Genomic DNA, 24746 nt, shown 5'->3' with positions numbered 1-24746 from the left:
CAAGTGGGTGAAGGTGGACGTCTTCGGTGCAGGCCAGGACGTGAGGGCAGGTGATCTCAGATGCGCGGGACGGCGCCGGTGTTCCAGCTCGCGACCCGGTCGCCTTCGGTGCGGAGCCAGTCGGGGATGGCCGCAGGTACGGCGCGCAGCCAGTCCACGTAACGGGCGATACCTGCCTCCACACTGATCTGCGGTTCCCAGCCCAGAACCTGGCTCATCCGGTTGATGTCCGCGCACCCGCCGAGCGGATCCTGGGCGGGCCGGGGAGCGTCGCACAACTGCGCGTCGGGAAAATGGGTCTGGATCAGCTCGGCGACCCGCCGTACAGAGGTGGTACGGCCGGTTCCGAGGTTGACGATCTGGCCGCCCGCCTCTTCACCGACCAGGGCCAGGCAGATGCCGGCCGCGGCATCTTCGACGTGGACGAAGTCTCGGACCTGACGGCCGCCGTTGTTCAGAGGCAGCGGATCGCCGATCGCGGCGTACATCGCGAACTGGGCGATCACCCACGAGTAGGCGCCTGGCTTGGGGACTTGGTGCTCGCCGTAGACGCTGAAGGGCCGCACCACGGTGAAGTCGACGCCTGCGGCGTTCAGCAGAAACCGGGTCTGCCACTCTCCCCAGGCTTTCGCCGCCGCGTACACGTTGAGAGGACTGATCGGCTGGTCCTCGGTGAAGGTCTGGACGGCGTCACTCCCAGCGGCTCCGTGCCCGTAGACCTGCGCCGAGGAGATGAACAGGAAGCGGCGCACGTTACCGGCGTCGGCCACGGCTCGCAGCACCGTCTCGACTCCCGCGACGTTGGAGTGGAAAGCGGTCTCGGGGTCGCGGGTGCAACCGGCGACGGTCGAGTGTGCGGCCGCGTGGATGACGTAGTCGCTGTCGCGAACCAGGTCCCTGACGAGGTCCTCATCGCAGATGTCGCCGATCCGCAGACCGGACTCGTGTTCGTCGGCCTTGAGCAGGGTCGGCATCGTCTCGTAGCTGCTGAGGTTGTCCAGGGCCGTGACGTGCGCTCCGGCGGCTTCCAGCATCCGCCCGATCACAGCACCGATCAGTCCCGCACCGCCTGTGATCAGTACGTGCCGGCCGGAGAGGGCGGTGAGCCGGTTGTTCATGTGATCTCCTCGCATCGGTTTTCCGGGAAGCTCGGTCTTCCGGGAAGGAATGAGGGCCGGAACGCGCCGCCGTAGACCTGGCGGCACCGACCGGCAGGGCAGCGGTCAGGAACAGATGAAGGATCCGGTGAACTTGGTGAGCGCGAAGTGGCCGTCACGGTCGATGACGGCCTGGACCCGCGCTCGTGCCCGCACTCGCAGTTCGGCGAAGAAGTCCTCACCGAGGTCACCTGGGTCGGAGGCGGCGCAGCAGTAGTTGTGGGCGGAGTAGAAGGCCATAAAGGCCTCCGCATCGGCGAAGCGCAGCTGGTCCTGCCAGGTGCGGAGCTCGACCTGTGTGAAATGCGGGTTCAGATACTCGCCTCCGTTGACGAGGGAGATCCGGACTTTCGGCGTCGCCTTGAACAGCCGTGCCGGGGCGTTCATCTCCCGCAGGACGGCGAAGTGCGTCTGGTACATCTCCACCATCGAGTCGGGACGGTCGGTCGTGAGCACGAATCTCCCGCCGGGACGCAGCACGCGCCGTACCTCGGCCAGGCACCGGTCTATATCGGGGACGTAGTGCATCATGTACGTCGCGATCACCCGGTCGAAGGAGTCGTCGCTGAACGCGGAGAGGTCGTCCGCGCTGCCTTCGACCCACTCACATGGGGTAGCGACACCGGCCAGCCGTGCCTCAGCGGCTTGGAGCACCCCGGGCGCGATGTCCAGTCCGACGATGCGGCCGTCGGCGAGGTGAGGGCGGAGGTGCTCCAGGACGAAACCGTTGCCGCATCCCACGTCGAGCAGTGTTTCGGTGCCGACGAGCTCCAGTTGCTCGGCCAGGTGGTCGATCAGCGAACGGGGACTGGTGCGGTAACGGTTGTGCGCGAGCTGCTTGCCGTCGAGCATCCGCGTGTCGGCGAAGAACACGTCACGGGCATCCCGGGCAGACAGTTCGAAGAACTCCTCAGGGATGATCTCAGCGGCGAGCCTGTCCACCTCGGGTGTACGAAAGTCCATGACGATCCTTTCAGGTGCGCGAGGGAGACGACGGAGGCGATGGAACGGGGCCGGTTGACCATTTGGTACCGACGTACTTGTGCGGCAGCAGTTCCGCGAGTGGAGCGCACGTGCCGACGCCCTTGATGGAGACCACCACCGACAGGCCGGGTTCATGGTCGAGCAGGAGCTCGCGACACAGCCCACACGGCGGGACGATGCGGGCCGGGCCGTCTTCGCTGGGTTTGGGGAAGCGCACCGCGGCGACCGCGACCAGCGGTGCCCGGGTGGCCATCCGTGCGACACCCAGCGCGACCGCCTCGGCGCAGATCGCAGCGCGGCCGACCATGGCGTCCAGGTGCAGGCCCAGATGAACGGTCCCGTCCGTGTCCAGCAACGCGGCGCCGATCTGGTGACGGGCGAGGACATACCGTTCGGCGATCAGCTCGTGGGCCGCGGCCACCAGACGTCGGCCGACCTCGTCCTGGCAGGCGCCGCTCGGGTCGCCCCTCTCTACGGCGGTCATACGACAACGCCTGCGGGAGCGAGGAAGTCGCGGTGAATCTGCGATTCCTGCGGTCCGCGCGTTCCCTGATACTTGCCCGTGTAGAGGGTGATGTCGCCCTGGGGGATCCAGAACGTCACCTGGCCGATCAGCAGACCCGGGTAGATGCGGACGGGTTGCACCGCATGGAGTTGCAACGTCCACTGATTGATGGAGCCGATGTCGATCAGGTCGGCGGTCACGTGCACGAACAGGCCGAGACGTGCGACTCCGGAGCGAGCCCGGATGATCGGCACGTAGTGGTCGCTGCCCATGATTTCGACCGTGCTGCCGAGATAGATCCGATCCGGTTCCAAGATCAGCCCTACCTCGGGGATGGCCAGTTCCTTCACCGGATTGGGACGGCGTACGTCGAGCACCTCATCGGTGTAGACCTTCAGGGTGGTGCCGAGGCGGAAGTTGTAGCTGTTGGGATTGACCTGCTCGGCGTGGAAGGGCTCGATGGTGATGCGGCCCGCCTCGTGCTGGCGAGTGATCTCCGATCCCGTCAAGATCATCGCTTGGCTCCTCTGCGAGCGGGTCGGCGCCCTGCGGTCAGCAGGTCAGGGTAGGGGGTAACGGCTTCGGAGAAGCGTCCGAAGTGGCCGTCGTAGGGAAGCCGGTCACCGGAGGGAACCCAGAAGGACACCTGACCGACGATCATCCCCGCGTAGACGCGGACGGCCTGGCACACGACGATCTCCAACGTCCACCGGTGAATCGCGCCCAGATTGCCCAGGTCGGCGGAGACCTGCAGGTAGACGCCGAGCCGCCCGAGAGAGGAGCGGCCGATCAGGGACGGCACGTAGTGGTCGCTGCCGATCCGCTCGACGGTGGTACCCAGATACACCCGACCTGGCCGCAGTACGGCTCCCTCGTCGGGAATGGTGATCTCCCTCACCGGATGCTCGCCCAGCGCGTCGATCACTGGACCACGATGTGTTCGCAGTACCGGACCCAGACGGTAGTTGTAGCTGTTGGGGTTGACCTGCTCGGAGTCGAAGGGCTCCAGGGCGATGCGTCCCGCCTTGTGCTGACGAATGATCTCCGGTCCGGTGAGGATCACGCCATGACCTCGTGCACAAGCTCAGCCGCTCGACCTTGCAACTGCTCCAGGCCACCGTCATTGATCACCCGGTGGTGGGGAACGCAGTCCGGCGGAAGCTCGGTGACATGGTCGTCCGCGCCCGACGACAGATCCTCGCGAGTCTGCTTGCGGGGCTGACGCACGCTCTCCGGCGCCCACACCTCCACCAGGAGGAAGCCCAGTTCGGCCAGCACCTCGACGTCAGGAGCCCGCATGTCGTCGCACACCACCACGCCGCCGGGATACTTCTCGGCGGCCTGGACGACCCGACGGGCGAAGGGGTCGGTCAGTGCGGCAGGGTTGATCCGGCGCAGATGGGCGGCTAGGTCGTTGAGCAACAACCCGTCCTGCTGGCCGAGGTCCAGCAGGGGGCGTCCCGCGAACACGTGAATGACGGCTTGGAGTGTGTACAGCGGAGCGGCGAGCTTCAAGGGCACAACCGGCACGCCGACGGCTGTGAACTCCTGGCCGAGAAAGACCCCGAACGTGGACTTACCGGCTCCGGGCTTTCCATAGAGCGCAAGCTTGATCATGATGTTGACCTCCTCGCGGGGGCGGGGCTGATCGGGAACGAATTCGCATGACCGGCGGCCGGCCGGTCCCTGAAGGCTCAGGGCAGGTTTCTCGGGAGGTCCTCACGGCGGATACATCTGGCTCGTCGGGACGATGAACCAGACGGCCTTACCTTCCGATCCGCTTCTGGTGGCGTAGGTGGTGTTGCGCCAACCGCAACGGCCTCCGGACAACTCGAAAACGATGCCCAGGCCACGACCGTGTTCCGATTCGACTCCGGTGGCACGTATGGCCGGGCTGATGGTGCCGCTGTCGACCATCTCGACGCGAAGCTCCCCCTCAAGGGATCGCAGGAGCAGCTCGAAAGGTGGATCGCCGTACATGACGGCGTTTCCCACCAGTTCGCTCACCATGAGTACCGCGTCGTCCACTCGGTCCCGAGGGACATACAGTCCTGTGAGGACCTCTAGGATCAAATCCCTGGCCTGGGCAGCGGCTTGCGCGTCCTCGCGTAAGGGCCATGCGGCGACGATGGCCGATCGAGGCTGGAGCAGAGTCACCACGACGCCTCCCTCTGCTGCTCTGTTGTTGGACGGTCTCAACGATGTCGCGAACCGATTACCGTCGGTAGCGAGAGAGGTCCGCGTGCAGGTGCGGTGGATTCACACTGAGGGTGCGGCGGATCCACACCTCTGATAGACCACTGCCGCGCGAGCACCTGACTTACGGTCGGGATATGCCTGGTCACGATGTGAATTGCGCCAGGAGGATCCGGGCACGAAGTCCAGGCGGATCCTCTGATGCGCTCGCTGAGGAAATCCGCTCCTGCTGTGGTCATTCCCCTCTCAAGGCGTACCGGCTGGCCAGAGGGTGGACCATCGAGAAAGCCGTCGCGTCCTTCCACGAGATGTGCGTCCGCGAAGGCCTCGGGGCTCGCGGCCTGACCGCTCGATCATGGATCGAGTGGGAGAGGGAACACCTGCCCAGCGCCGACCACCAGGACCTTCTCTGCCGCCTGTTGCTGACCGGGCCGGTGCAACTGGGATTCGCACGCTCGTACGAGCCAGCAGACGGCCCCACTCCGCCACCGTTTCACAAGGAGGCCCTTGTCGCCGGCGCGGCTCGTGAGTCACTCGCGCATGCCGCCGCTGCTCAGCTCACCGACGTGAGCACGGTGACTTTGGAACATGCCGACGATGAGATCCGTCGGCTGGCGGCCGAGTACGTCTACGCCGACCCCATGCCGCTCTTCCACCGGATGCTTCAGCTGCGCGGTGAGATCTTCGCGCTGCTGGACGGACGCGTCCGACCGGCTCAGGCTGTCCAGCTGACACTGATGGCCGGGCAGGTATGCGGATTGCTCGCCAACGCGAGCCTTGACCTGGGTAATCAGGCCGCGGCGACCGCACAGGCCAGGGCGGCGTGGACCTACGCCTCGATCATCGACCACCACGCACTGCGTGCCTGGGTACGCGGCCTTCAGGCCATGATCGCTTATTGGACGGGGTCCTCTGATATGGCGGTCGATCTCGCGCGCGACGGGAAGCGGTACGCACCTGGGACCACGGCGTTCGCGCGCCTCGCCGGTATAGAGGCGCTCGCGTCGGCGGCGATGGGAGTGAGGACCGACGCCTTGCGCGCGCTCGGCGGCGCCTGGGATCGTCCGGCCTCTCATGACGACCTCCACGACGACGTCGGCGGTGAGTTCGGATTCGACCTGGCCAAGTACTCCTATCTCGCCGCCGGCACGCACATCCACCTGCGGTGTCCCGAAAACGCGATCGTTCTTGCCGAACAGGCCATCTCGCTTTATCAGTCAGGCCCGCCGCATCTGCGGGCCTATGGAAACGAAGCGATCGCCTACTCCGATCTCGCTGTGGGACACCTTCTCAACGGTGACCTGGAGGCGACCGCCGCTGTGATCACCAGAGTCCTGTCGCTCCCCGAACACCAGCGCATCGACGGTCTGGCCCAGCGTCTCAACGGTGTACGCCTCAAGGTGGCCGGCGAGTCACGGTTTCACGGCTGCCCACAGGCGCGAGCGCTCGTCGAGCGCCTTGAGGAGTTCTCCTTCCCGTCGTCTCCACGGGAGCTCTGCCGGTGAGTGCCGTCCTGTCGAAGAGCTCCACCTTGCTCCAGCTGTGCCGCGCGGCAGGCATCGATGGCCGAGACGCCCGGCTGATCCGTGTGTGCGTCAACGTGGTCTTCCATCTCCCACGTGCCAACGCCGTGGCGCGGATCGCCTCGGCGGAGACCACCCCACGCGCGCGTGGGGTGGTCCGTCTAGCGCACTGGCTCGAAGCCATCGGGTTTCCCGCCGTACGCATTCACCGTGACGTTCCCGACGCGATCCTCATGGACGGCCAGGTCGCCACCTTCTGGGAACATCTTCCCCAGAAGGTCGGCTCCCCTCCTGTCGTACGGCTCGCGCCACTGCTGCGACGGCTACACGCACAGACACCACCCTCTCCGCTGCCGTCCTGGGATCCCGTGACGGAAGCTCGAAGCAACCTGCAGCTGGCTCGCGGAGTTGTTCATGATCGTGATCGTGGTCTTCTGCTGGACTGGTGCGGCCGACTGGAGGCGGAGCTGCCCACACTCCGGCACAGCCTGCCGCATGGGCTGATACATGGTGATGCGTGGGCAGGAAATCTGCTCTGGCGTGGGGAAGGAGTGGTTCTGTGTGACCTCGATCAGATGTGCTACGGGCCTCGGGCGTGGGATCTGGTACCCACCGCAGTGAACGCGTTGCGCTTCGGCCACCCGCCCGCGGACGAGCTTCTGGCGGCGTACGGCTTCGACGTGACCGCCTCGGCGGTGTTTCCTCTACTGAGGCAGATTCGCGAACTGACCATGCTGACCGGAGTGCTGCCGGCCCTGCCTGACCGCCCCTCCATCGCCGAAGAGTTCAGACGAAGAGTCGCCAGTCTCAGGGTAAACGGTCCAGATCGGTGGACACCCTATGGATAGCTGCGAGCTCACCTGCTGTGACGTAGCGTTGTAGCCGACGACGTTTGGGAGGCCCTCACGATGGCCAAGCCTGGACATGACGCCGATTGCGCCCAGCGCATCCGCATACGCCGGCTCGCCCAGGAGGCGGATCCTCCGCCGATCGGCGTGTTGCACGCGATCGCGGCGGAGATAGGCGGGTGCTGCGAGCACCATCCTCTGAAGTGCCTCCGGCTCGCTCTGGGCTGGAGCAGCGCGGACAAAGCCGTCCAGGCTATGCACCGCATGTGCCAGACCCACGGTCTCGGTGCTCGCGGACTGACCAAGAGGTCCTGGCTGGACTGGGAGAACGGACATCGTCCCGGTGCGGACTATCTCGACCTGCTGTGTCGCCTCTTCCAGACCGGCCCGGTGGAACTCGGGTTCGCCACCGACTACTCCCCAGGCGTGAAGACCCCGGTCCCCGCACCCGAACGGGAGATGATCATGAGTGCCGCCAACGAGTCCAGCGACCACGCCGCCGAAGCCGAGGCGGCCGTCGTCGGCCCCAACGCCCTGGAGCAGTTGAGCGACGACATCACCCGCCTCGCCCGCGCCTACGTACACGCGGCGCCTCTTCCTCTTTTCGGCGAACTGACGCGCATCCGCAACCGTACATATCGCCTTATCGAACGCACTCGTCACCCTGGCCAGCAGCGTGACCTCTATCTGGTCGCCGGACAGGTCTGCGGGCTGTTAGGGAGCGCGAGCTTCGATCTCGGCTACCCGCACGCGGCGGCGGAGCAGGCCAGGGCGGCCCGTGTCTACGGTGAGGTCATCGGACACGACGAGCTGACCGCGTGGGCCGACGGTCTGCTGGCCTGCGTGGAGTTCTGGGCGGATCGTCCGGCACAGGCACTGCGGCTGGTGGAACGGGGCCTCGCTCTCGCCCCCACCGGCACCGCCCGGGTCCGCCTGCTCAGCATCGCGGCGCGAGCGTCCGCCCTGCTCGGTGACGTGGAGGGGGTTCGCGAAGCGGTTCGCGGTGCCCAGGAGGCCCGCGGCCCTCAGGGGGAACTGCATGACGGCGTGGGTGGCGAGTTCGGCTTCGACGAGGCGCGACAGGCCTTCTGCGCTGGATCTGCTTATCTGAGGGCCGGGTTGGCGCCGGATGCGGAAACCGAATGTGCCCGCGCGCTTGCCCTGTACCGTCGCGCGCCTGCCGAAGAGCGGTGGTACGCCGCCGAAGCGAGCGCCGCCGTCGATCTCGCGGCGGCCCGTATGCTCTCCGATGACGTCAGCGGAGCAACGGACGCGCTGTCCCCCGTGTTCGCGCTTCCAGCGGACAAGCGGGTCGATGGTCTGGTGAAGCGGCTCCGTCAGGTCCGAACGTCACTCATCACGGTCCCGTCTCGCGAAACAACCACCTTGGTGGGAAAGATCGAGGAATTCACCGCCGAGACCGTCACACGAGCGCCCATCTCTTTTTAGCGGCGATCCCAGACCTCAAGGAGTTCTCGTTCCTTCTGCTGAGACAACCCGTGGTGAGCTTGACGGTCATAGGCGGCAGGATCTCCGCTCTTGGAGAGCCAACCGTAGGTGTCTCGCACCGTGTCCTCGATCGGGCGGCAGGCCAGCCCGGCGTGTGCCGCCCTTGTCGTGTCCACGGACCAAGTACCCGGAGGAGTCCGCCACAGCGGAATCTCGGTCCACTGCCTGACCTGGTGATCGATCAGGAAGTCGTCGTCGACCCAGGTCAACTCGGCACCTGCCCCGGTCTCGGCGACGCACGATTCGAGCATTCGCCCGAAGGTGGCCTGCCCCTGAGGCGCCACCACGTTGAAGGTCCCTATCGTCTTCCTCTCCAGGCACTTGAGGGTGAACGCGGCCAAGTCCCGGATGTCGACGGGCTGGATCGGCTTCGTGGCATCCCCCGGTGCGAGCACCCGTCCACCGCGCTCGATTCGCCGTAGCCACCAGGTCAGGCGGCCGACGTTCTCCTGTGGCCCGAGGATCACCCCGGGGCGAAGGACGGTGACCCGGCCGTCGAAGGCGTCCGCCACCGCGCGCTCACAACCGGCCTTGTAAGCCCCGTATTGCGCGGCCGTCCACGTCGCCTCGTCTTCGGCCGTGCCTGACGTATCCGGCGCGCATTCGTAGACAGGACTTTCCTCACTGACGGGCTCAGCCGGCCAGGCCGGATAGACCGAGACAGTGGAGAAGAAGACATAGGCGTCCGCCCGATCCGACAGGAGGCGGACGGCATCCCCGACGACTTTGGGCACGTACCCGCTGGTGTCGACAACCCAGTCCCACTCGCGACCGGTGACCAGCTCGCGGAGATGAGTCACGTTCTCCCGGTCTCCTCGGACAACCTCCGCGCCGGGCACGTCCTGGCCCGTCCGGCCGCGGTTGAACGTCGTCACCTGATGGCCGAGGGCAAGGGCGTGCTCCACGAACACCCTGCCCACAAAGCGTGTCCCACCCAGCACCAAGACCTTCATGGGAACGATCATCGCTCGGGGAGGACGGTGTGGTCGACCGTTCCGGAGGAACCATGTCTGCCGAGATTTCCGCAACGCCATCAAAGTAGCGAAAGGCGTGGATCCGAGGGGGCGGCTTGAGGAGGTCTTCCAACTCGTTAGGCACAGCATTACAGCCGCGACCGAAACCTTCTACCGTGAGCAAATTCGCCCAGCCCTGCAGGGAAGAGCCGTGGCAATGGATCGGATCGCTAAGTACGACTAGCCCATAACGGAATAGCTTGCCTTAATTAGTGGGCGTAATATTTCGTGACTGAGATTGCCTCCTGGATCTACGGTGCAAGCTTGCTTTGGTGCGAGCATGGTTTCTCATGTCGGGGCATTCTTTAGGGCAGTTTCAATTGCTGTCGAATTGCTGTAACCACTTCGATTATGTGGCTTTGGGCTGGATCCTGGAGATGAGCTTCTGAGCGTAGCGCTTCTTCTAGCCATCCAGCCCCCTTTCTGCTCTCAACGTATGGCGCTAGCCGCTCAAGCTCTCCTTCGCGGACGGGAACGATCCCGACTGAATTAAGTTTCTCAAGGAGTTTGGCGGCGGCTACGCTGGCTTGCCCCCTAAAAGCCCTCATTCCGTAGTCCTTGAGATCTTGCCATGGGCTGCGCTCGGTGCGCATAGCAGTTTTAATAAGCTTATCTACATCTTTATCAAACCGGCGCTTGGGGTCGGAAGACAGCACGGGGCGAATAAGTTCTAGAATTTCCCCACATGTCACGCTGGCTCTAGCTTGCCTAAAAGGCTCAGTGGCGATCCGATAGTCGGGCAAGCATGCGTCCCAATCGCCGTTTACGCATTCTACGAGCCTCTTGATTTTTCCTTCATCGTTAAGTACATCTAAGTCGGGAACTATGACGAGAGGAACCGAGACGCTCTGTAGGGCCGCAATCATTCTTGGAAGGCCATCCTTTCCGCCAGCCGGAACAAAAAGAACATCACTCGGTGAAAACGATAGGCTAGCTCTTTCGTCAAGCCCGTCTAGGGACGCTCTGTAGAATCGGCAGTCACGATCCCCCTCTGTCAGAACCACCACCCTATGGAATAGGCCATCCAGGACGTTGGTGTATCGGAGCACTGGGTCATCCCATAGCTCTCGTACTTTGTCAGAGTCAAGCTGATGTGCCAGCGTCCGAGACCCCTGGCGGTCGAGGTGTACAACTGAAATAGGGGCTTCGGATTCGAGTAGACCCACCAGAAAGTTACGATCATGGGTTGCTAAAATGATTTGTACATTCCGCTTTTGTGCCAGCTCTCCCAGGATCCTTCCAAGGACATTGGCTTGTGGTGGATGAAGGAAAGCCTCTGGCTCATCGACGATCATAATGGGGTATTGGCCGGTTATGATCGGCATAAGGAGCCCTGTAAGACTCTTCATGCCATCGCCTTGTGTATGTAGAGGCGGCAGTGCAATCAGCGCACTGCGGTACTCACCCGTTACAGCATCAATGGTGGGAGCCTGGACGCTGGTCTCCCCGATTCTCAATTGAACTTTGCCACTCAATCTGTCGAGAGTGAGACTCTCGCGAAATATTCGCTTGTGCAAAGCGCGCTTTTCTTCCAAGAGAAGATGGTCATCTTGCAGCTTGTGTAGGGGGTGGGTAGCTGCTTTTTCTACGTCTTCCCGCTGAGGTGTTGGCTGTATCCATTGAATTCGCTGATGAGCATCGCCTTTATGTACAAGCAAGGGGGCAATGTGTAGCAGGCTTCCTGGAATGTTGTTACTGCCAAGCCAATTATTCTCGACAGCGCTTCGATTGACTATGCTGCCATCATTGGCAATAAATCCGACAGCCCCATGGTGCTCGTCAGACCATGGCGTATGATCTTTAAGCCATGATGCGAAGTCTTGTGGCGTTCCTGATTTGAACAAGCTCGCTTGTGAAATTATATAGTTGGGTTTAGGAAGCTCACCTCTCCGATGTAGCAGATTCGCTATCTCTTCAAGAAAGGTGGTTTTCCCAACGTTGTTTCCGCCTACGACGACCGTAACGCCAGCCCGAGGTAACTTTATGTTCGTATGGTCAGTGGTGGTAAGGTAATCGACCGAAACCTTGAAAGCGGCTGGATCGCCACCGCTGATTAAATCTTCTGGAACTGAAGCCATATGGGAACATCAACCTTTCGTTATTCTGTTCGATTCATATAGCTCGTTGCTGTCGATTGGATACAAAGAGTTATCTGCGGGCTCATGGTACGCCAACCGAGCGCCAACGAACTGTGCGGCGGATTTGGCCATACAGGGGGGCGCAATAAGGAATCTCCCCTCCCGTCACCCTATGGCTCGGTTGTTCGCCTAGAGGGGCTTATGGGGAGCTAGGGGTTGATGCACCTGCATGAGGCTTGGATTAGTCAGTCACTCAGCTAACGCAGAAGGCCAGCTCCGATCTCTCGGAACTGGCCTTCTGCCTCGGGACTTCACTTCGACGTCGGGGTGACAGGATTTGAACCTGCGGCCTCTTCGTCCCGAACGAAGCGCGCTACCAAGCTGCGCCACACCCCGGTCACACGCCCGGTCTTGCTCGTGCTTGGAAAAGTCTAGCGGACTTCGTGGGTGCTTGCGTCGCCGCGGCGGCGGGGCATCAGGGTCAGGAGGCTGGCCTCGGGGTAGCAGGCGAAGCGGACCGGAGCGTAGGGGCTGGTGCCGAGGCCGGCGGAGACGTGGAGGTAGGCGGAGTCGTGGCGGCTCATGCCCTTGACGCGGGCCCTGTCGATGCCGCAGTTGGTGACCAGGGCGCCGTAGAAGGGGACGCAGAGCTGGCCGCCGTGGGTGTGCCCGGCGAGCAGCAGCTGGTAGCCGTCGGCGGCGAAGCGGGTCAGGTTGCGGGGCTCCGGCGAGTGCATCACGCCCAGGCGCAGGTCGGCCGCCGCCGGGGCGGGACCGGCGATCAGGTCGTAACGATCGAGGTTGATGTGGGAGTCGTGGATGCCGCCCACGGCCACGTCGAGATCGCCGACCTTGAGGCGGGCGGTGGTGTTGTTCATGTCCAGCCAGCCCTCGGCGGCCATGGCGGCGCCCAGCTCCTCCCAGGGGAGGGTGGGGATCTTCTGGCCGTAGTCGGCCTTGGACGTGCGCCAGAGGTAACGTGCCGGATTCTTCGGCCGCGGCTCGTACATGTCGTTGGAGCCGTAGACGAACAGGCCGGGGCGGGACAGCAGGGGCTCCAGGGCGTGCATGAGGGGCGCGATCGCGTCGGGGTGCGAGATGGAGTCGCCGGTGTTGACCACCAGGTCGGGGTTGAGGGCCCCCAGCGAGCGCACCCAGTCGATCAGCCTCCGCCTGCCGGGGGTGAGGTGCAGGTCGGACAGGTGGAGGATGCGTACGGGCCGCTGCCCGGGCTCCAGCACGGGCACGTCGAAGCGGCGCAGCCGGAACGCGTTGCGCTCGACGACCGAGGCGTACGCGAGGCCGGCCAGGCCGACGCCGAACAGGGACAGGGGCACCGCGGCTGCTTTCCTCACCTTCTCATCATGCCCGAGATCGGGCCTTCGAACGGAAACTCGGGATACAGCCGGGCTGGTGAGGCGGCAAGATGGACGGCATGAGCGCATTGAAGGACAAGCTGAAGGCCGATCTCACGGCCTCCATGAAGAGCAGGGACGAGATCCGCACCCGCACGATCCGCATGGCCCTCGCGGCCGTGAACGTCGAGGAGGTCTCGGGTAGGACCGCACGCCAGCTCAGTGACGACGAGGTCGTCAAGGTGCTGGCCAAGGAGGCCAAGAAGCGCCGGGAGGCGGCCGAGGCGTTCAGCGGTGCCGGCCGGGTGGAGCAGGCTCAGGCGGAGGTCGACGAGCAGGCCGTGCTGGAGGCCTACCTGCCCGCGCAGCTGTCCGACGAGGAGCTCGCCGGGCTCGTGGATGAGGCCGTCGCCGAGAGCGGCGCCACCGGGCCGCAGGCGATGGGCCAGGTCATGAAGCTCGTGAACCCGAAGGTCGCCGGACGCGCCGAGGGCGGCCGCGTCGCGCAGGCCGTACGGGCCCGCCTGGCGTCCTCCTGAGGCGAGAGCCCTCTTCGCCGGACCTTCGAAGGTCCGGCGAAGAGGGCTCCGGTGTCCCGGGGGGACCCGGTGTTCCGGGTGTTCCCGGGGCTCCGGTGGCGTTACGGGACGGGCGGGGCGATCGGGGCCTCGCCGTTCGGGCCGATCGGGAAGCCGTTGTTGACCTCCCGGTTGTCGCCGCCGTCCGGCGGGCCGAACGGGCCGTCGCCGTTGTCGCCGCGGTCGTCACCCCGGCCGTCTCCGGGGCCGTCGCCGTTGTCGCGCTTCGGCGGGGGCTTGGGCGCGCACCGGCCGGCGGAGCAGCCGCCGAAGCGGTCCATGTTCACCGGGGTGAAGGGGGTCGCCTCGACGCCCTTGAGCGCACCGAGCATGGAGTCCTTCCAGATCCGCCCGGAGATCGAGGCACCGTACACGTAGCTGTAGTAGCGCCCGCCGATGGTCACGCCGGTCAGGTCGTACTTGAAGGCGCCGCGCGGGTCGCCGAGGCTCACCGCGGAGGCGAGGTCGGGGGTGAACCCGGCGAACCAGGCGGCGGTGTAGGCGTCGGTGGTGCCGGTCTTGCCCGCCGCCGGACGGCCGATGCCGCCGACCTCGGTCATCGTGCCCTTGGTGAAGACCCCGGACATGATGTGGGTGGCCGCGTCGGCGACCTCCTCGTCCAGGACCTGCTTGCACTTCGGCTTGTAGGAGGTCTTCTTGCCGTCGCGGTCGGTGCTCTCGGTGATCACCATCGGGCTGCAGTAGGTGCCGCGGGCCGCGATCGTCGCGTAGGCGGCGGAGACCGTCACCGGGTCCATCTCGTTGATGCCGAGCGTGAAGGTCTCGAACTCCTTCAGGCCCCTGCCGTCGGCGCGCTTGATGCCCAGGTTCTTGGCCATCTTGACCGTCTCGCAGAGGCCGACCTCCTGCTCCAGGCGCATGAAGAAGGTGTTCACCGACCCCAGGGTGCCGGTGGTCAGGGTCTTGAAGCCGCCGCCGCCCTCGCTGGAGTTCTTGACCTCGTGGTCGGGCTCGCCGACCGCCTTGCCCTTGCAGTTGCGGAACGCGCTGTGGCTGGGGGACCGGTAGCCGGAGCCGGTGCCGAAACCGTCGTTCAGCTTCATGCCCTGGTCCAGGGCGGTCAGCAGGGTGAAGGGCTTGAACGTGGACCCCGCCTGGAAGCCCGCTCCGCCGCCGTGCTCCCGGTCGCCGACGAGGTTGTAGCTGATCTCGTTCTTCTTCTTGTTCCTGCCGAAGTTGCGGCTGGCGGCCATCGCCTTCACGGCGCCGGTGCCGGGGACGACCATCGCCTGCGCGGCGACCGGCTTGTCGCTGGTCTTGACGTAACCCTTGATCGCCTTCTCCGCGGCCTTCTGGGCCTTCGGGGTGAGCGTCGTCTTGATGACCAGGCCGCCCCGCTGCAGCAGCCTCTCGCGCTGCTTGCGGGTCTTGCCGAAGTCCTCGTTCGTCGCGATCTCCTGCCGCACGTAGAGGCAGAAGTACGGGTAGGCGCTCTCCTCGCAGCCGCCGGGGGCCTCGATGTTCTTGAAGCCGAGCTTCTTCTTCCTGGCCTCCTCGGCCTCCTGCGGCGTGATCTTGCCGAGCTCGGCCATCCGGCCCAGCACGATGTTGCGCCGGGTCAGGAGCCGGTCGCGGGAGGCCTTGCCGGCGCTGGGGTCGGTCACGCTCGGGTTCTGTACGGCCCCGGCGAGGGTGGCCGCCTCCCACACGTTCAGCTTCGAGGCGGGCTTGTTGAAGAAGCGCCGGGACGCGGCCTGGATGCCGTAGGCGCCCGCGCCGTAGTAGGAGATGTTCAGATAGCGCTCAAGGATCTCCGACTTGGTGTACTTCTCCTCGATGGCCAGCGCGTAGCGCAGCTCGTTGAGCTTCCTGGGGAGCGTGGGCGCGATCGCGGCGTCCTGCTCCTCCTTGGTCTCCGCGGCGTTGACGAGCACGAGCTTGACGTACTGCTGCGTGATGGAGGAGCCGCCCTGGACGACCCCGCCGCCCGAGACGTTCTTCACGGCCGCGCGGAAGGTGCCCTCAAGGTCGATCGCCCCGTGCTCGTAGAACCGGTAGTCCTCGATCGCCACGATCGCCGTCTTCATGACGTCGGCGACCTCGTCCAGCCTCACCGACTCGCGGTTCTCGAAGTAGAACTGGGCGAACTGCTTGCCGTCGGCGTCGAGCAGGGTGGTCTTCTCGGCGAGAGGGGGCTCCTTGAGCTCCTCGGGGAGAAGCCGCAGCTCGTCGGCCGCCGCGTTCACCGTCATTCCCGCGCCGCCCACGACCGGAAGTGCCACCGCGGCGGCGAGCACACCCGTGACAGCGGCCGCGCTGATCAGCTTCAGCACATTACCGATTGCGCCGATCACAGACACCTGGTCTTTGCCTTGAGCTTGCACGAGACCCAGGGTACGTCGGACGGATGCCGCAAACGGTAACGGAACGCCATCTTAGCCTGGCTTTGTCCCGTTATCTCAGGCAGGTGACTAGTCATTCCCGGCCAGATGGCCGTGGATGACCATGTGAGAATTTGGTCCCGCCGGGGTCTGTCGGCCCGAACGTCTGGTTGCGTACGTTCTCTTTCTGCAGCAATTGAATACCGAGGCCCGACGCCCGCGCCCGTCGGCCCAAGTCACGACTGACCACCTAAAGGGGAGTGGGGTCGAATGTGGATCACGGATTGGACCTCCCGTGCGGCCTGTAAGGGTGCGGATCCTGACGCTTTGTTCGTTCAGGGTGCTGCCCAGAACCGAGCGAAGCTGATCTGCCGAGGATGCCCGGTCCGGACCGAGTGCCTCGCCGATGCGCTGGACAACCGCATCGAGTTCGGGGTTTGGGGCGGGATGACCGAGCGCGAACGCCGAGCGCTGTTGCGTCGGCGACCGGATGTCGACTCCTGGCGGGACCTGCTGGAGTTGGCCAAAGAGGAATACGAGCGGACTAATGAGCTGATCGCCGGCTGAGTTCGCGCCCATCCCGTACGGCTGGCGCCGAGCGCCAGCCGTACACGCATGTCACGGACCGGAGAGCGCGCGTCGCCACGCGTGTTCTCCGGGTTCGTTCGAGGACACTCCGTCCGGTGCGTGGGACCAGACGGCCACGCCGTCACTTCGTACGGCTAGCGGGTGGCCAGGAGGTCGCCCACCTCGCGCAGCCCCTCCAGGTCGTGCACGTCCTGCGCCATGGCGGGGACCCGTGCCACCGGCACCGTGGGGTGAGCGGAGATGAAGTGCTCCTCCTCGCGTCGCTCGCGGGCGGCCAGCTGCATCCGGCCGGCGTGCAACCGCAGCACGGCGGAGGTGAGCTCGTGCTCGCCGCGTGACTCCAGGTCCTCTGCGGCGGCGGTGCTCCGCGCCCCTGACAGCATGGACGCGGGCGAGCGGTGCACCCGGTTGACCACGAGGCCCGCCAGGGGCATGCGCTCCTCGGCCAGCCTCTCCACGAAGTAGGACGCCTCGCGCATCGCGTCGCGCTCGGGCGAGGCCACGACGACGAACGCCGTCCCCGGAGCCTGCAGGAGCCGGTAGGTCTGGTCCGCCCGCGCCCTGAAGCCGCCGAAGACGGCGTCCAGCGCGGACACGAACGTCTGCAGGTCCTTGAGCACCTGCGCGCCCAGCAGCTTGGTCAGCGCCCCGGCGACGATGCCGAAACCCGCGTTGAACAGCTTGAACGCGCTGCGTCCCCCGGCCTTGGCGGGAAGCATGAGCACCCGGATCAGCTTGCCGTCGAGGAAGCGGCCGAGCCGCTCGGGGGCGTCGAGGAAGTCGAGCGCGGAGCGGGACGGCGGGGTGTCGACGATGATCAGATCCCACTCGTCCGACCGCCTGAGCTGGCCCAGCTTCTCCATCGCCATGTACTCCTGCGTGCCGGAGAAGCTGGACGACAGGGACTGGTAGAAGGGGTTCGTCAGGATCTGGCGGGCTCGCTCGGGGTCGGCGTGCGCCTCGATGATCTCGTCGAAGGTCCGCTTCATGTCGAGCATCATGGCGTGCAGCCGGCCCTCGCCCTCGACGCCCATGACGGGCCTGGGGGTGTTGTCGAGCTCGGTGAGCCCCATCGACTGCGCCAGCCGCCGCGCGGGGTCGACGGTGAGCACCACGGCGGAACGGCCGCGCTCGGCCGCGCGCAGCCCCAGTGCCGCGGCGGTGGTGGTCTTCCCGACGCCGCCGGAGCCGCAGCAGACGACGATCCGGGTGTTCGGATCGTCGATGATCGCGTCGAGGTCGAGGAACGGGGGTTTCTTCACGCTGCTCCCTGGGTGCGGATCGATTCCGCCAGCTCGTACAGCCCCGACAGATCCACCCCGTCGGCCAGCAGCGGCAGGTCGTAGCGGGGGCGGGCGGCCTTGTCCAGCGACCGCCTCTCGTACCGTTCCAGGTCGGTGCGGCGGGCGTGCTCGGCGATCTCCTCGGTCAGGGCCTCGGCCACCGCGACCGCGCCGGGGCCGCCGTCGGTGAGCCCCGCGGCCTTGAGACCGAGCACCAGCTCGGCCGGGTCGAACCTGTCCTCGGCGGCGGCCTCCAGGACGGAGGCGGGCAGCAGCGACTCGCGGATCATGTTGACGAAGATCCCACCGGGCGGGAGCCCCGCGGCGCGGAGCTCGCGCAGTCCGTCCAGGGTCTCCTGGACCGGCATCTCCTCCAGGAGCGTGACGAAGTGCACGGCGGTCTCGGGTGAGGAGACGACGCCGTTCACCAGGTCGGCGTGGTTCTTGATCGGGCCGACCCTGGCCAGCCCTGCGACCTCGTTGGTGACGTTGAGGAAGCGCGCGATCCTGCCGGTCGGCGGCGCGTCCAGCACGACCGCGTCGTAGACCCTCTTGCCGTCCTTGCCCTTGCGCCGGACGGCCTCGCTCGTCTTGCCGGTGACCAGGACGTCACGGAAGCCGGGGGCGATGGTGGTGGCGAAGTCGACAATGCCGATCTTGCTGAGCGCCCTGCCCGCCCTGCGCATGCCGTAGAACATCTCAAGATATTCGAGCATGGCCTCCTCGGCGTCGACGGCGAGCGCGTAGACGTCCCCGCCGCCGGGCGCGACGGCGATCTTGCGCTCCTCGTACGGCAGCGGCGGCAGGTCGAAGACGCGGGAGATCCCCTGGCGGCCCTCGGTCTCGACCAGCAGGACCTTTCTGCCACCCGCCGCGAGGGCGAGCGCGAGTGCGGCGGCCACCGTGGTCTTGCCGGTGCCGCCCTTGCCGGTGACGACGTGAAGGCGTACGCCGTCCCAATCGGTGTCGCGAGCTCTCACCCTTCGAAGGCTACCCAACGGCTACTTGACAACTCCTCGGCGCCTTCCCCGGAGAGCGCGCACCGATACGGCCCCTTGGTGGGCCGCGCCCCTTTATTGGCATCCGTCCGCAGGGCGGATGAGATGCCTCCTCCGGGCGGTTTCACTGCCGATCGCCCTGTTCAGCACGGTCGCGTGGGCCGTACGTGCCGGGAGCGGGCAGGGAGGGGATCCGGCGCACGGCCCGGAAGACCGTGGGCGTTCGTTTCGCTAAACGATCCGGCTCGGAAAGTAAATATGCAGATTCTCACAGCGGGCCGTCCTGATCATCCGCCTGATCGCTGGCTCATCTCCCGGAGGCGGCGCCGGTTCTCCCGGAGGTGGCGCCGGTCGGAGGGCCGGGGACGCACGCCGGTACACCTCCTCGCTCCGGCTTTCCCGGCCGCCTCCGGATCGGTCTGGGTGTTTGCCGAGGGTCGCTCCGGGGGCGGGACCGGTGTCCGGCGGTTCGGGGTGGGCCGCTCCCCGGTAGTGGTCTCGCTAATGTGTCCCGCATGACGAAATGGGAGTACTCGACGGTGCCGCTGCTGGTCCACGCGACGAAGCAGATTCTTGACAACTGGGGCCAGGACGGCTGGGAGCTCGTCCAGGTCGTGCCGGGTCCCAACCCCGAGCAGCTGGTCGCCTACCTGAAGCGGCCGCGGCAGTGACGGCCGAGGAGAGACTGGCCGAGCTGGGCCTGACCCTGCCCGAGGTGGTGCCGCCGCTGGCGGCGTACGTCCCCGCGGTGCGTTCCGGCGATCATGTCTACACCTCGGGGCAGCTCCCGATCGTGGACGGCAAGCTGGTGACCGCCGGCAAGGTCGGCGCGGAGGTGGACGTCGAGGACGCCTACGAGCTCGCGAGGGTGTGCGCGCTCAACGCCCTCGCCGCCATCGCGTCGGCGGCCGGAGGGCTGTCGAACATCGTCCGCATCGTCAAGGTCGTCGGCTTCGTGGCCAGCGCCCCGGCCTTCACCGGCCAGCCGCAGGTCGTCAACGGCGCCAGCGACCTGCTCGCCGCCGTGCTCGGTGACGCGGGCAAACATGCCCGCAGCGCGGTCGGTGTCGCCGTCCTCCCGCTGGACGCGCCGGTCGAGGTCGAGGTGATCGCCGAGGTCCGCTGAGGCCGCCGGGACCTCGGGGACTTGGAGCCTCGGGGTTTTGGAACCGCGGGACCTCGGGGTCTTGGGAGCCCGGGGTTTCGGGAACTCGGGGCCTCGGGAACTTCGGAGCCTTAGAGCTCGGGGCCTCGGGAGCTTGGGGTTTCTGGAGCTCGGTGGAGCGGTGGGCCCTGACGGACCCGAGGGGCACCGGAGGTGAAGCCCTGACGGGCTCGCGGCCATCGGAGGTGGGGCCTTGGCGAGCCCCGCTGTCACCGGAGGCGGAAGGTCCCTGGTGGCCGTTGAGGCCCGCCGACGGTGACCGAGGTCCTGGGCAGGTGGCCCGGGACCCCGGGGCCGTACGGGTGCCGTGAGGGCTCGCCAGGGGCCGTACGGAGGCGTTGTGCCCCACGTCACGCTTCGCGGCGCCGGGACGGCCCCGTGATTGTCCGGGACGGTGCCGTGCCACATGATGGACCTGAAACCGAGCAGTGTTCTGGTGGAGGGTCTCAATGGGCGGTATCCCGCTTCCCGGTGAGCTGGGCGAGCGAGCGCGCGACATCCTGGCCGGGCGGGTCGCCCCGGTCCCGGCCCGGGACGCCGCCACCGTGGTCGTCCTCCGTGAGGAGGCCGGCGGGCTGGAGGTCTACCTGCTGCGGCGCAAGGCGAGCATGGCCTTCGCCGCGGGGGCCTATGTCTTTCCCGGCGGGTCGGTCGACCCGCGCGACACCGACCAGGTGATCGACTGGGCGGGTCCTCCGCCCGCCGCCTGGGGCGAGATCTTCCGCGCGGACGAGCAGACCGCCCGGGGCCTGGTGTGCGCCGCCGTACGGGAGACGTTCGAGGAGTCGGGGGTGTTGCTGGCCGGTCCGTCCGCGGAGTCCGTGGTGTCCGACACCACCGGTGACGACTGGGAGGCCGACCGGCTCGCCCTGATCGGCAAGACCCTGTCCTTCGCCGGCTTCCTCGGCCGGCGCGGCCTGGTCCTCCGCTCCGACCTGCTCCGTCCCTGGGCGCACTGGATCACCCCCGAGGTCGAGACCAGGCGCTTCGACACCCGGTTCTTCGTCGCGGCGCTCCCGGCCGGCCAGCTCACCCGCGACGTCGGCGGCGAGGCCGACCAGGTCGTCTGGATCAGGCCCGCCGACGCGCTCGACCAGGGCGGGACGGGCCAGATCTTCCTGATGCCCCCGACGCACCGCACGCTCACCGAGCTGAGCGCCTACGGGAAGGTGCCCGAGGCGCTCGCGGCCGAGCGTGAGATCGTGACCTTCATGCCGAAGATCGCGGAGGTGGACGGGGAGATGCGCATCGTGCTCGACGACGACTACCGGTTCGGCGCGCGGTGAGCGGGCTGCGGATCCCCCTGGAGGGACCTGACGGGGCCGGTACGGACCACGCGCTCAACCTTCTCGCCCCGAACCCCTCCGAGATGACCCTGGACGGCACCAACACGTGGGTGATCGGCCTCAGGGCGGCCGGTGGGCCCGCCGGGGCCGGGTCCGGCGAGTCCGGGTCGCTCGGGGAGGCCGGGGAGGCCGGGGAGTTCGGGGAGGACGTGCTGGTCGTCGACCCGGGGCCGGACGACGACGAGCACCTCGCGCGGGTCGCCAAGCGGCTGGAGGGCCGCCGGGTCGTCGCGATCCTGCTCACCCACGGTCACCACGACCACAGCGGCGGCGCCGCGAAGTTCGCCGGACTGGTCGGCGCGCCCGTCAGGGCCCTGGATCCCGCGCACCGGCTGGGCGAGGAGGGGCTCGGCGACGGCGACGTGATCACGGCCGGGGAACTGGAGCTGCACGTCGTGGGCACGCCCGGCCATTCGTTCGACTCGCTCTGCTTCTGGCTGCCGCGGGACCGGGCGATCCTCACCGGCGACACGGTGCTCGGCCGCGGTACCACCGTGATCGCCCCGGACGGCGACCTGGCCGACTATCTGCGCTCTCTCGACCTGCTGCGGGCGAGGGCCGAGCGGGTCGGGGCCGAGGCGCTGCTGCCCGGCCACGGCCCGGTGCTGCCCGACCCGATCGGCGCCCTCGACGGCTACATCGCGCACCGGCGGCGGAGGCTCGACCAGATCCGGGAGGCCCGGCGGCGGGGGGCGGCGACACCCAGGGAGATCGTCGAGATCGTCTACGCGGACGTGGACAGGTCGCTCTGGCCCGCCGCCGAGATGTCGGTCCGCGCGCAGCTCGCCTATCTCGACGGTTAGACCCGGCTCCGGGGGCCCGCTCTCTCGGCGGGGCCGCCCTCGGAACCGGAGGGACCGCCCCCGGAACTGAGGGACCGCCCCCGGAACTGGAAGGACCGCTCTCGGAACGGTCCTTTTCCGGGTGATTCGTCCCCCTGAGGTTCCGGGCCGTCCCGGGCTAGCGCGAGCGGTTGTGCAGCCGCTCCAGGTCCATGATGACCACGGCCTTGGCCTCGATGCGCAGCCAGCCCCGCTGGGCGAAGTCGGCCAGCGCCTTGTTCACCGTCTCCCGCGAGGCGCCGACCAGCTGGGCCAGCTCCTCCTGGGTGAGGTCGTGGTGGACCCGTACGCCGTCGTCGATCCGCTGGCCGAAGCGCTCGGCCAGGTCGAGCAGGGCCTTCGCCACCCGGCCGGGCACGTCGGTGAAGACCAGGTCGGCCAGCACGTCGTTCGTCCGGCGGAGGCGCTGGGCCAGGGCCCGCAGCAGGTGGAGGGCGACCTCGGGCCGGCCGGTCAGCCAGGGCCGCAGGTCGTCGTGCCCGAGCCCGGCCAGGAGGACGTCGGTCAGCGCGGTGGCGGACGCCGTACGGGGACGGGGGTCGAACAGGGACAGTTCGCCGAACATCTCGCTCGGGCCGAGCACGCTGAGCAGGTTCTCCCGGCCGTCTGGCGAGGTCCGGGAGAGTTTGATCTTGCCTTCGAGCACCACGTAGAGGCGGTCTCCGGTCTCGTTCTCGCTGAAGAGGGTCTGTCCCTTGGACAGTTCCACCTCGGAGATGCTCGTGCGCAGCGCGGCGGCGCTCTCACGGTCGAGCGCGGCGAACAGAGGGGCCTTGCCCAGCACGTCGTCGGAGTTCACAGTGCCTCCTGTTTCACGGCTCACGCAGTCATTGTGACCCATCCCACCGTGCCGCTCTTCAGGGGGCCTTGAGCGTAGGCTGTCGGAGTGCCTCGCAACGTCAGCCCCGGTGGTGAATCCCAGCTTGCCCTGGTTCGTCGAGCTCGTCGAATGGACCGGATTCTGGTGGAAACCTATCCTGACGCCCACTGTGAGCTCGACTTCCGCGATCCCCTCGAACTACTGGTCGCGACGATCCTGTCCGCCCAATGCACAGACAAAAGGGTTAATACGGTCACTCCTACCCTTTTTGCAAAATATCCCACAGCGGAAGACTATGCCGGTGCCGACCGGGCCGAGATGGAGGGGATCATCCGGCCCACCGGTTTCTTCCGCGCCAAGACCAACAGCATCATCGGCATGGCCCAGGCCCTGTGCGAGCGCCACGGCGGCGAGGTGCCGGGGAAGCTCAAGGACCTGGTCGCGCTGCCCGGAGTCGGCCGCAAGACGGCCAACGTCGTGCTCGGGAACGCCTTCGGGGTGCCCGGCATCACCGTCGACACCCACTTCCAGCGGCTCACCCACCGTTTCGGCTGGACCTCGGAGACCGATCCGGTGAAGATCGAGCACGTCGTCGCCGGGCTCATCCCGAAGCGCGACTGGACGATGATGTCCCACCGCCTGATCTGGCACGGCCGCCGCGTCTGCCACGCCCGCAAGCCGGCCTGCGGCGTCTGCCCGCTCGCCGCGCTCTGCCCCTCGTACGGCATCGGCCCCGTCGATCCGGCCCAGGCCGCCAAGCTGGTGCGTCCCGGCCCCTTCTCGTGATTTTTCCCTGATCGTCGCAGGGTGGCCGTCCGGCCGGCGTCTCCGCGTCCCGCGAATCCATCGGCACCGGGAAGCGCGGGGCGGGACACCGTGTTGCAGAGAACCGGAGGTGTGCCCGTGGAAGAGGTCCCTGGGTGGTTGGAAACGCTGGCGGAGCGGGTCACGGGCATGCCGGTGTCACCGATTTTCCGCCCCCCGGTGTCCGGGGGGCGGAAGGCCGCGGTGCTCCTGCTCTTCGGCGAGGGACCGCTCGGCCCCGACGTGCTGCTCATCCAGCGGAGCTCGCGCGGGCGCACGCACCCGGGACAGCCCGCGTTCCCCGGTGGCGGGGTCGACCCCGAGGACGACGGCCCGATCGCCGCGGCGCTGCGCGAGGCGGGTGAGGAGACCGGTCTCGACCCGGCGGGCGTCCGGGTGCTCGGGACCATGCCCGAGCTGTACCTGAGCCACAGCGACAACCGGGTGACCCCGGTGCTGGGCTGGTGGCACACGCCCTGCGTGGTGCACGCGGCCTCGCCCGACGAGGTGGAGTCGGTGGAGCGGGTCCCGGTCCGCGAGCTCGTCGACCCGGCCAACCGGATCAGGCTGCGCCACCCGGGCGGTCACACCGGACCGGCGTTCCGGGTACGCGGGCTGCTGGTGTGGGGGTTCACCGCGGGGGTGCTCGACGGGGTGCTGGGCGGTTCGGGTTTCGAGCTTCCCTGGGACCGGTCACGGGTCGAGGACATCCCGCCCGACGTCCTCAACCTCGCGTCCCGCTGAGACGTCCTCGGTCCTGCGTCCTCGTTCTCACGTCTTCGGTCCTGCGGTTTCCGGTCCGGCATTTTCGA

Annotated in this window: 25 protein-coding genes and 1 tRNA gene; 11 read left to right on the top strand and 15 right to left on the bottom strand. The window is 66.9% G+C overall.

Features of this window, described 5'->3' with window-relative positions; all coding sequences use genetic code 11:
• Positions 1–56: 56 nt before the first annotated feature.
• From ACSC1Q_RS11850 to ACSC1Q_RS11820, 7 genes are all read right to left on the bottom strand, one after another.
• Positions 57–1118: an NAD-dependent epimerase/dehydratase family protein gene (locus ACSC1Q_RS11850; protein ID WP_436758709.1), complete on the bottom strand. Its 1062-nt coding sequence runs from the start codon at positions 1116–1118 to the stop codon at positions 57–59.
• Between the two features lie 105 nt (positions 1119–1223).
• Positions 1224–2120 (bottom strand): class I SAM-dependent methyltransferase, encoded by an 897-nt coding sequence (locus ACSC1Q_RS11845; RefSeq protein ID WP_436758708.1) that lies wholly within the window; start codon positions 2118–2120, stop codon positions 1224–1226.
• 10 nt (positions 2121–2130) lie between these two features.
• Positions 2131–2625, bottom strand: a complete 495-nt coding sequence (locus ACSC1Q_RS11840; RefSeq protein ID WP_436758707.1) for a cytidine/deoxycytidylate deaminase family protein — start codon at positions 2623–2625, stop codon at positions 2131–2133.
• Positions 2622–3161, bottom strand: a complete 540-nt coding sequence (locus ACSC1Q_RS11835) for a dCTP deaminase (RefSeq protein ID WP_436758706.1) — start codon at positions 3159–3161, stop codon at positions 2622–2624. Before ACSC1Q_RS11835 ends, ACSC1Q_RS11840 begins: the two co-directional genes overlap by 4 nt.
• On the bottom strand, positions 3158–3709 hold the full coding sequence (locus ACSC1Q_RS11830) for a dCTP deaminase (RefSeq protein ID WP_436758705.1): 552 nt from the start codon (positions 3707–3709) through the stop codon (positions 3158–3160). Before ACSC1Q_RS11830 ends, ACSC1Q_RS11835 begins: the two co-directional genes overlap by 4 nt.
• Positions 3706–4263 carry a hypothetical protein gene (locus ACSC1Q_RS11825; protein WP_436758704.1) on the bottom strand — a complete coding sequence of 186 codons (558 nt, stop codon included), beginning with the start codon at positions 4261–4263 and terminating at the stop codon, positions 3706–3708. Before ACSC1Q_RS11825 ends, ACSC1Q_RS11830 begins: the two co-directional genes overlap by 4 nt.
• Positions 4264–4365: 102 nt before the next feature.
• Entirely contained in the window at positions 4366–4806 is a 441-nt protein-coding gene (locus ACSC1Q_RS11820; protein ID WP_436758703.1) for an ATP-binding protein, read from the bottom strand.
• 173 nt (positions 4807–4979) lie between these two features.
• Here ACSC1Q_RS11820 and ACSC1Q_RS11815 point away from each other — a divergent pair, with 173 nt between their 5' ends.
• The 3 genes from ACSC1Q_RS11815 to ACSC1Q_RS11805 are packed head-to-tail and all read left to right on the top strand — an operon-like array spanning position 4980 to position 8662.
• A complete protein-coding gene (locus ACSC1Q_RS11815) occupies positions 4980–6347 on the top strand; it encodes an NsdA family TPR-like regulatory protein (protein WP_436758702.1) in 1368 nt (455 codons plus the stop codon).
• Complete coding sequence (locus ACSC1Q_RS11810; protein WP_436758701.1) at positions 6344–7213, top strand: phosphotransferase enzyme family protein; 870 nt, start codon at positions 6344–6346, stop codon at positions 7211–7213. Before ACSC1Q_RS11815 ends, ACSC1Q_RS11810 begins: the two co-directional genes overlap by 4 nt.
• Before the next feature lie 60 nt (positions 7214–7273).
• Entirely contained in the window at positions 7274–8662 is a 1389-nt protein-coding gene (locus ACSC1Q_RS11805; RefSeq protein ID WP_436758700.1) for an NsdA family TPR-like regulatory protein, read from the top strand.
• On the opposite strand, the gene ACSC1Q_RS11800 is transcribed toward ACSC1Q_RS11805, so the two are convergent.
• The 4 genes from ACSC1Q_RS11800 to ACSC1Q_RS11785 form a co-directional block, all read right to left on the bottom strand.
• Positions 8659–9675, bottom strand: a complete 1017-nt coding sequence (locus tag ACSC1Q_RS11800) for an NAD-dependent epimerase/dehydratase family protein (RefSeq protein ID WP_436758699.1) — start codon at positions 9673–9675, stop codon at positions 8659–8661. The genes ACSC1Q_RS11805 and ACSC1Q_RS11800 overlap by 4 nt on opposite strands.
• A 365-nt stretch (positions 9676–10040) precedes the next feature.
• Positions 10041–11813, bottom strand: coding sequence for an ATP-dependent nuclease (locus ACSC1Q_RS11795; RefSeq protein WP_436758698.1), 1773 nt, complete (start codon positions 11811–11813; stop codon positions 10041–10043).
• Between the two features lie 322 nt (positions 11814–12135).
• Positions 12136–12209: transfer RNA gene (locus ACSC1Q_RS11790), tRNA-Pro, on the bottom strand.
• Positions 12210–12244: 35 nt separating this feature from the next.
• Entirely contained in the window at positions 12245–13168 is a 924-nt protein-coding gene (locus tag ACSC1Q_RS11785; RefSeq protein WP_436758697.1) for a metallophosphoesterase, read from the bottom strand.
• A gap of 80 nt (positions 13169–13248) precedes the next feature.
• Between ACSC1Q_RS11785 and ACSC1Q_RS11780 the strand changes: the two genes are divergently transcribed.
• Positions 13249–13707: a GatB/YqeY domain-containing protein gene (locus ACSC1Q_RS11780; RefSeq protein ID WP_436758696.1), complete on the top strand. Its 459-nt coding sequence runs from the start codon at positions 13249–13251 to the stop codon at positions 13705–13707.
• 101 nt (positions 13708–13808) lie between these two features.
• Here the strand turns inward: ACSC1Q_RS11780 and ACSC1Q_RS11775 are convergent, their stop codons facing one another.
• On the bottom strand, positions 13809–16040 hold the full coding sequence (locus ACSC1Q_RS11775; protein ID WP_436758695.1) for a transglycosylase domain-containing protein: 2232 nt from the start codon (positions 16038–16040) through the stop codon (positions 13809–13811).
• A 318-nt stretch (positions 16041–16358) separates the two neighbouring features.
• Here ACSC1Q_RS11775 and ACSC1Q_RS11770 point away from each other — a divergent pair, with 318 nt between their 5' ends.
• Positions 16359–16655, top strand: a complete 297-nt coding sequence (locus tag ACSC1Q_RS11770) for a WhiB family transcriptional regulator (RefSeq protein WP_012887233.1) — start codon at positions 16359–16361, stop codon at positions 16653–16655.
• 155 nt (positions 16656–16810) lie between these two features.
• Here the strand turns inward: ACSC1Q_RS11770 and bagB are convergent, their stop codons facing one another.
• Positions 16811–17938, bottom strand: coding sequence for an ATPase BagB (gene bagB, locus ACSC1Q_RS11765; RefSeq protein WP_436758694.1), 1128 nt, complete (start codon positions 17936–17938; stop codon positions 16811–16813).
• Positions 17935–18939 (bottom strand): ATPase BagA, encoded by a 1005-nt coding sequence (gene bagA / locus ACSC1Q_RS11760; RefSeq protein ID WP_436758693.1) that lies wholly within the window; start codon positions 18937–18939, stop codon positions 17935–17937. Before bagA ends, bagB begins: the two co-directional genes overlap by 4 nt.
• A gap of 533 nt (positions 18940–19472) precedes the next feature.
• On the opposite strand from bagA, the gene sp36 reads away from it, so the two are divergent.
• The 4 genes from sp36 to ACSC1Q_RS11740 all read left to right on the top strand — a co-directional run bounded on the left by sp36 (position 19473) and on the right by ACSC1Q_RS11740 (position 22271).
• Positions 19473–19628 (top strand): Sp36 family protein, encoded by a 156-nt coding sequence (sp36, locus tag ACSC1Q_RS11755; RefSeq protein WP_344742745.1) that lies wholly within the window; start codon positions 19473–19475, stop codon positions 19626–19628.
• Complete coding sequence (locus ACSC1Q_RS11750) at positions 19625–20083, top strand: RidA family protein (RefSeq protein WP_436758692.1); 459 nt, start codon at positions 19625–19627, stop codon at positions 20081–20083. Before sp36 ends, ACSC1Q_RS11750 begins: the two co-directional genes overlap by 4 nt.
• A gap of 488 nt (positions 20084–20571) precedes the next feature.
• A complete protein-coding gene (locus tag ACSC1Q_RS11745; RefSeq protein WP_436758691.1) occupies positions 20572–21408 on the top strand; it encodes an NUDIX hydrolase in 837 nt (278 codons plus the stop codon).
• The gene (locus ACSC1Q_RS11740) at positions 21405–22271 is read left to right on the top strand and encodes an MBL fold metallo-hydrolase (protein WP_436758690.1); all 867 of its coding nucleotides are present in this window, start codon (positions 21405–21407) and stop codon (positions 22269–22271) included. Before ACSC1Q_RS11745 ends, ACSC1Q_RS11740 begins: the two co-directional genes overlap by 4 nt.
• 157 nt (positions 22272–22428) lie before the next feature.
• Here ACSC1Q_RS11740 and ACSC1Q_RS11735 read toward each other — a convergent pair whose 3' ends face one another.
• Positions 22429–23151: a Crp/Fnr family transcriptional regulator gene (locus ACSC1Q_RS11735; protein ID WP_329426616.1), complete on the bottom strand. Its 723-nt coding sequence runs from the start codon at positions 23149–23151 to the stop codon at positions 22429–22431.
• Between the two features lie 45 nt (positions 23152–23196).
• On the opposite strand from ACSC1Q_RS11735, the gene nth reads away from it, so the two are divergent.
• On the top strand, positions 23197–23916 hold the full coding sequence (gene nth / locus ACSC1Q_RS11730; protein WP_436758689.1) for an endonuclease III: 720 nt from the start codon (positions 23197–23199) through the stop codon (positions 23914–23916).
• 117 nt (positions 23917–24033) lie between these two features.
• Positions 24034–24678, top strand: coding sequence for an NUDIX hydrolase (locus ACSC1Q_RS11725; RefSeq protein ID WP_436758688.1), 645 nt, complete (start codon positions 24034–24036; stop codon positions 24676–24678).
• Positions 24679–24746: the final 68 nt, after the last annotated feature.

The sequence above is a fragment of the Streptosporangium heterodermiicola genome, from assembly GCF_051390675.1.
Lineage (GTDB): Bacteria > Actinomycetota > Actinomycetes > Streptosporangiales > Streptosporangiaceae > Streptosporangium.
Note: the sequence above shows the minus strand (reverse complement) of the source record. Positions and strands in the feature narration are given on the sequence as shown.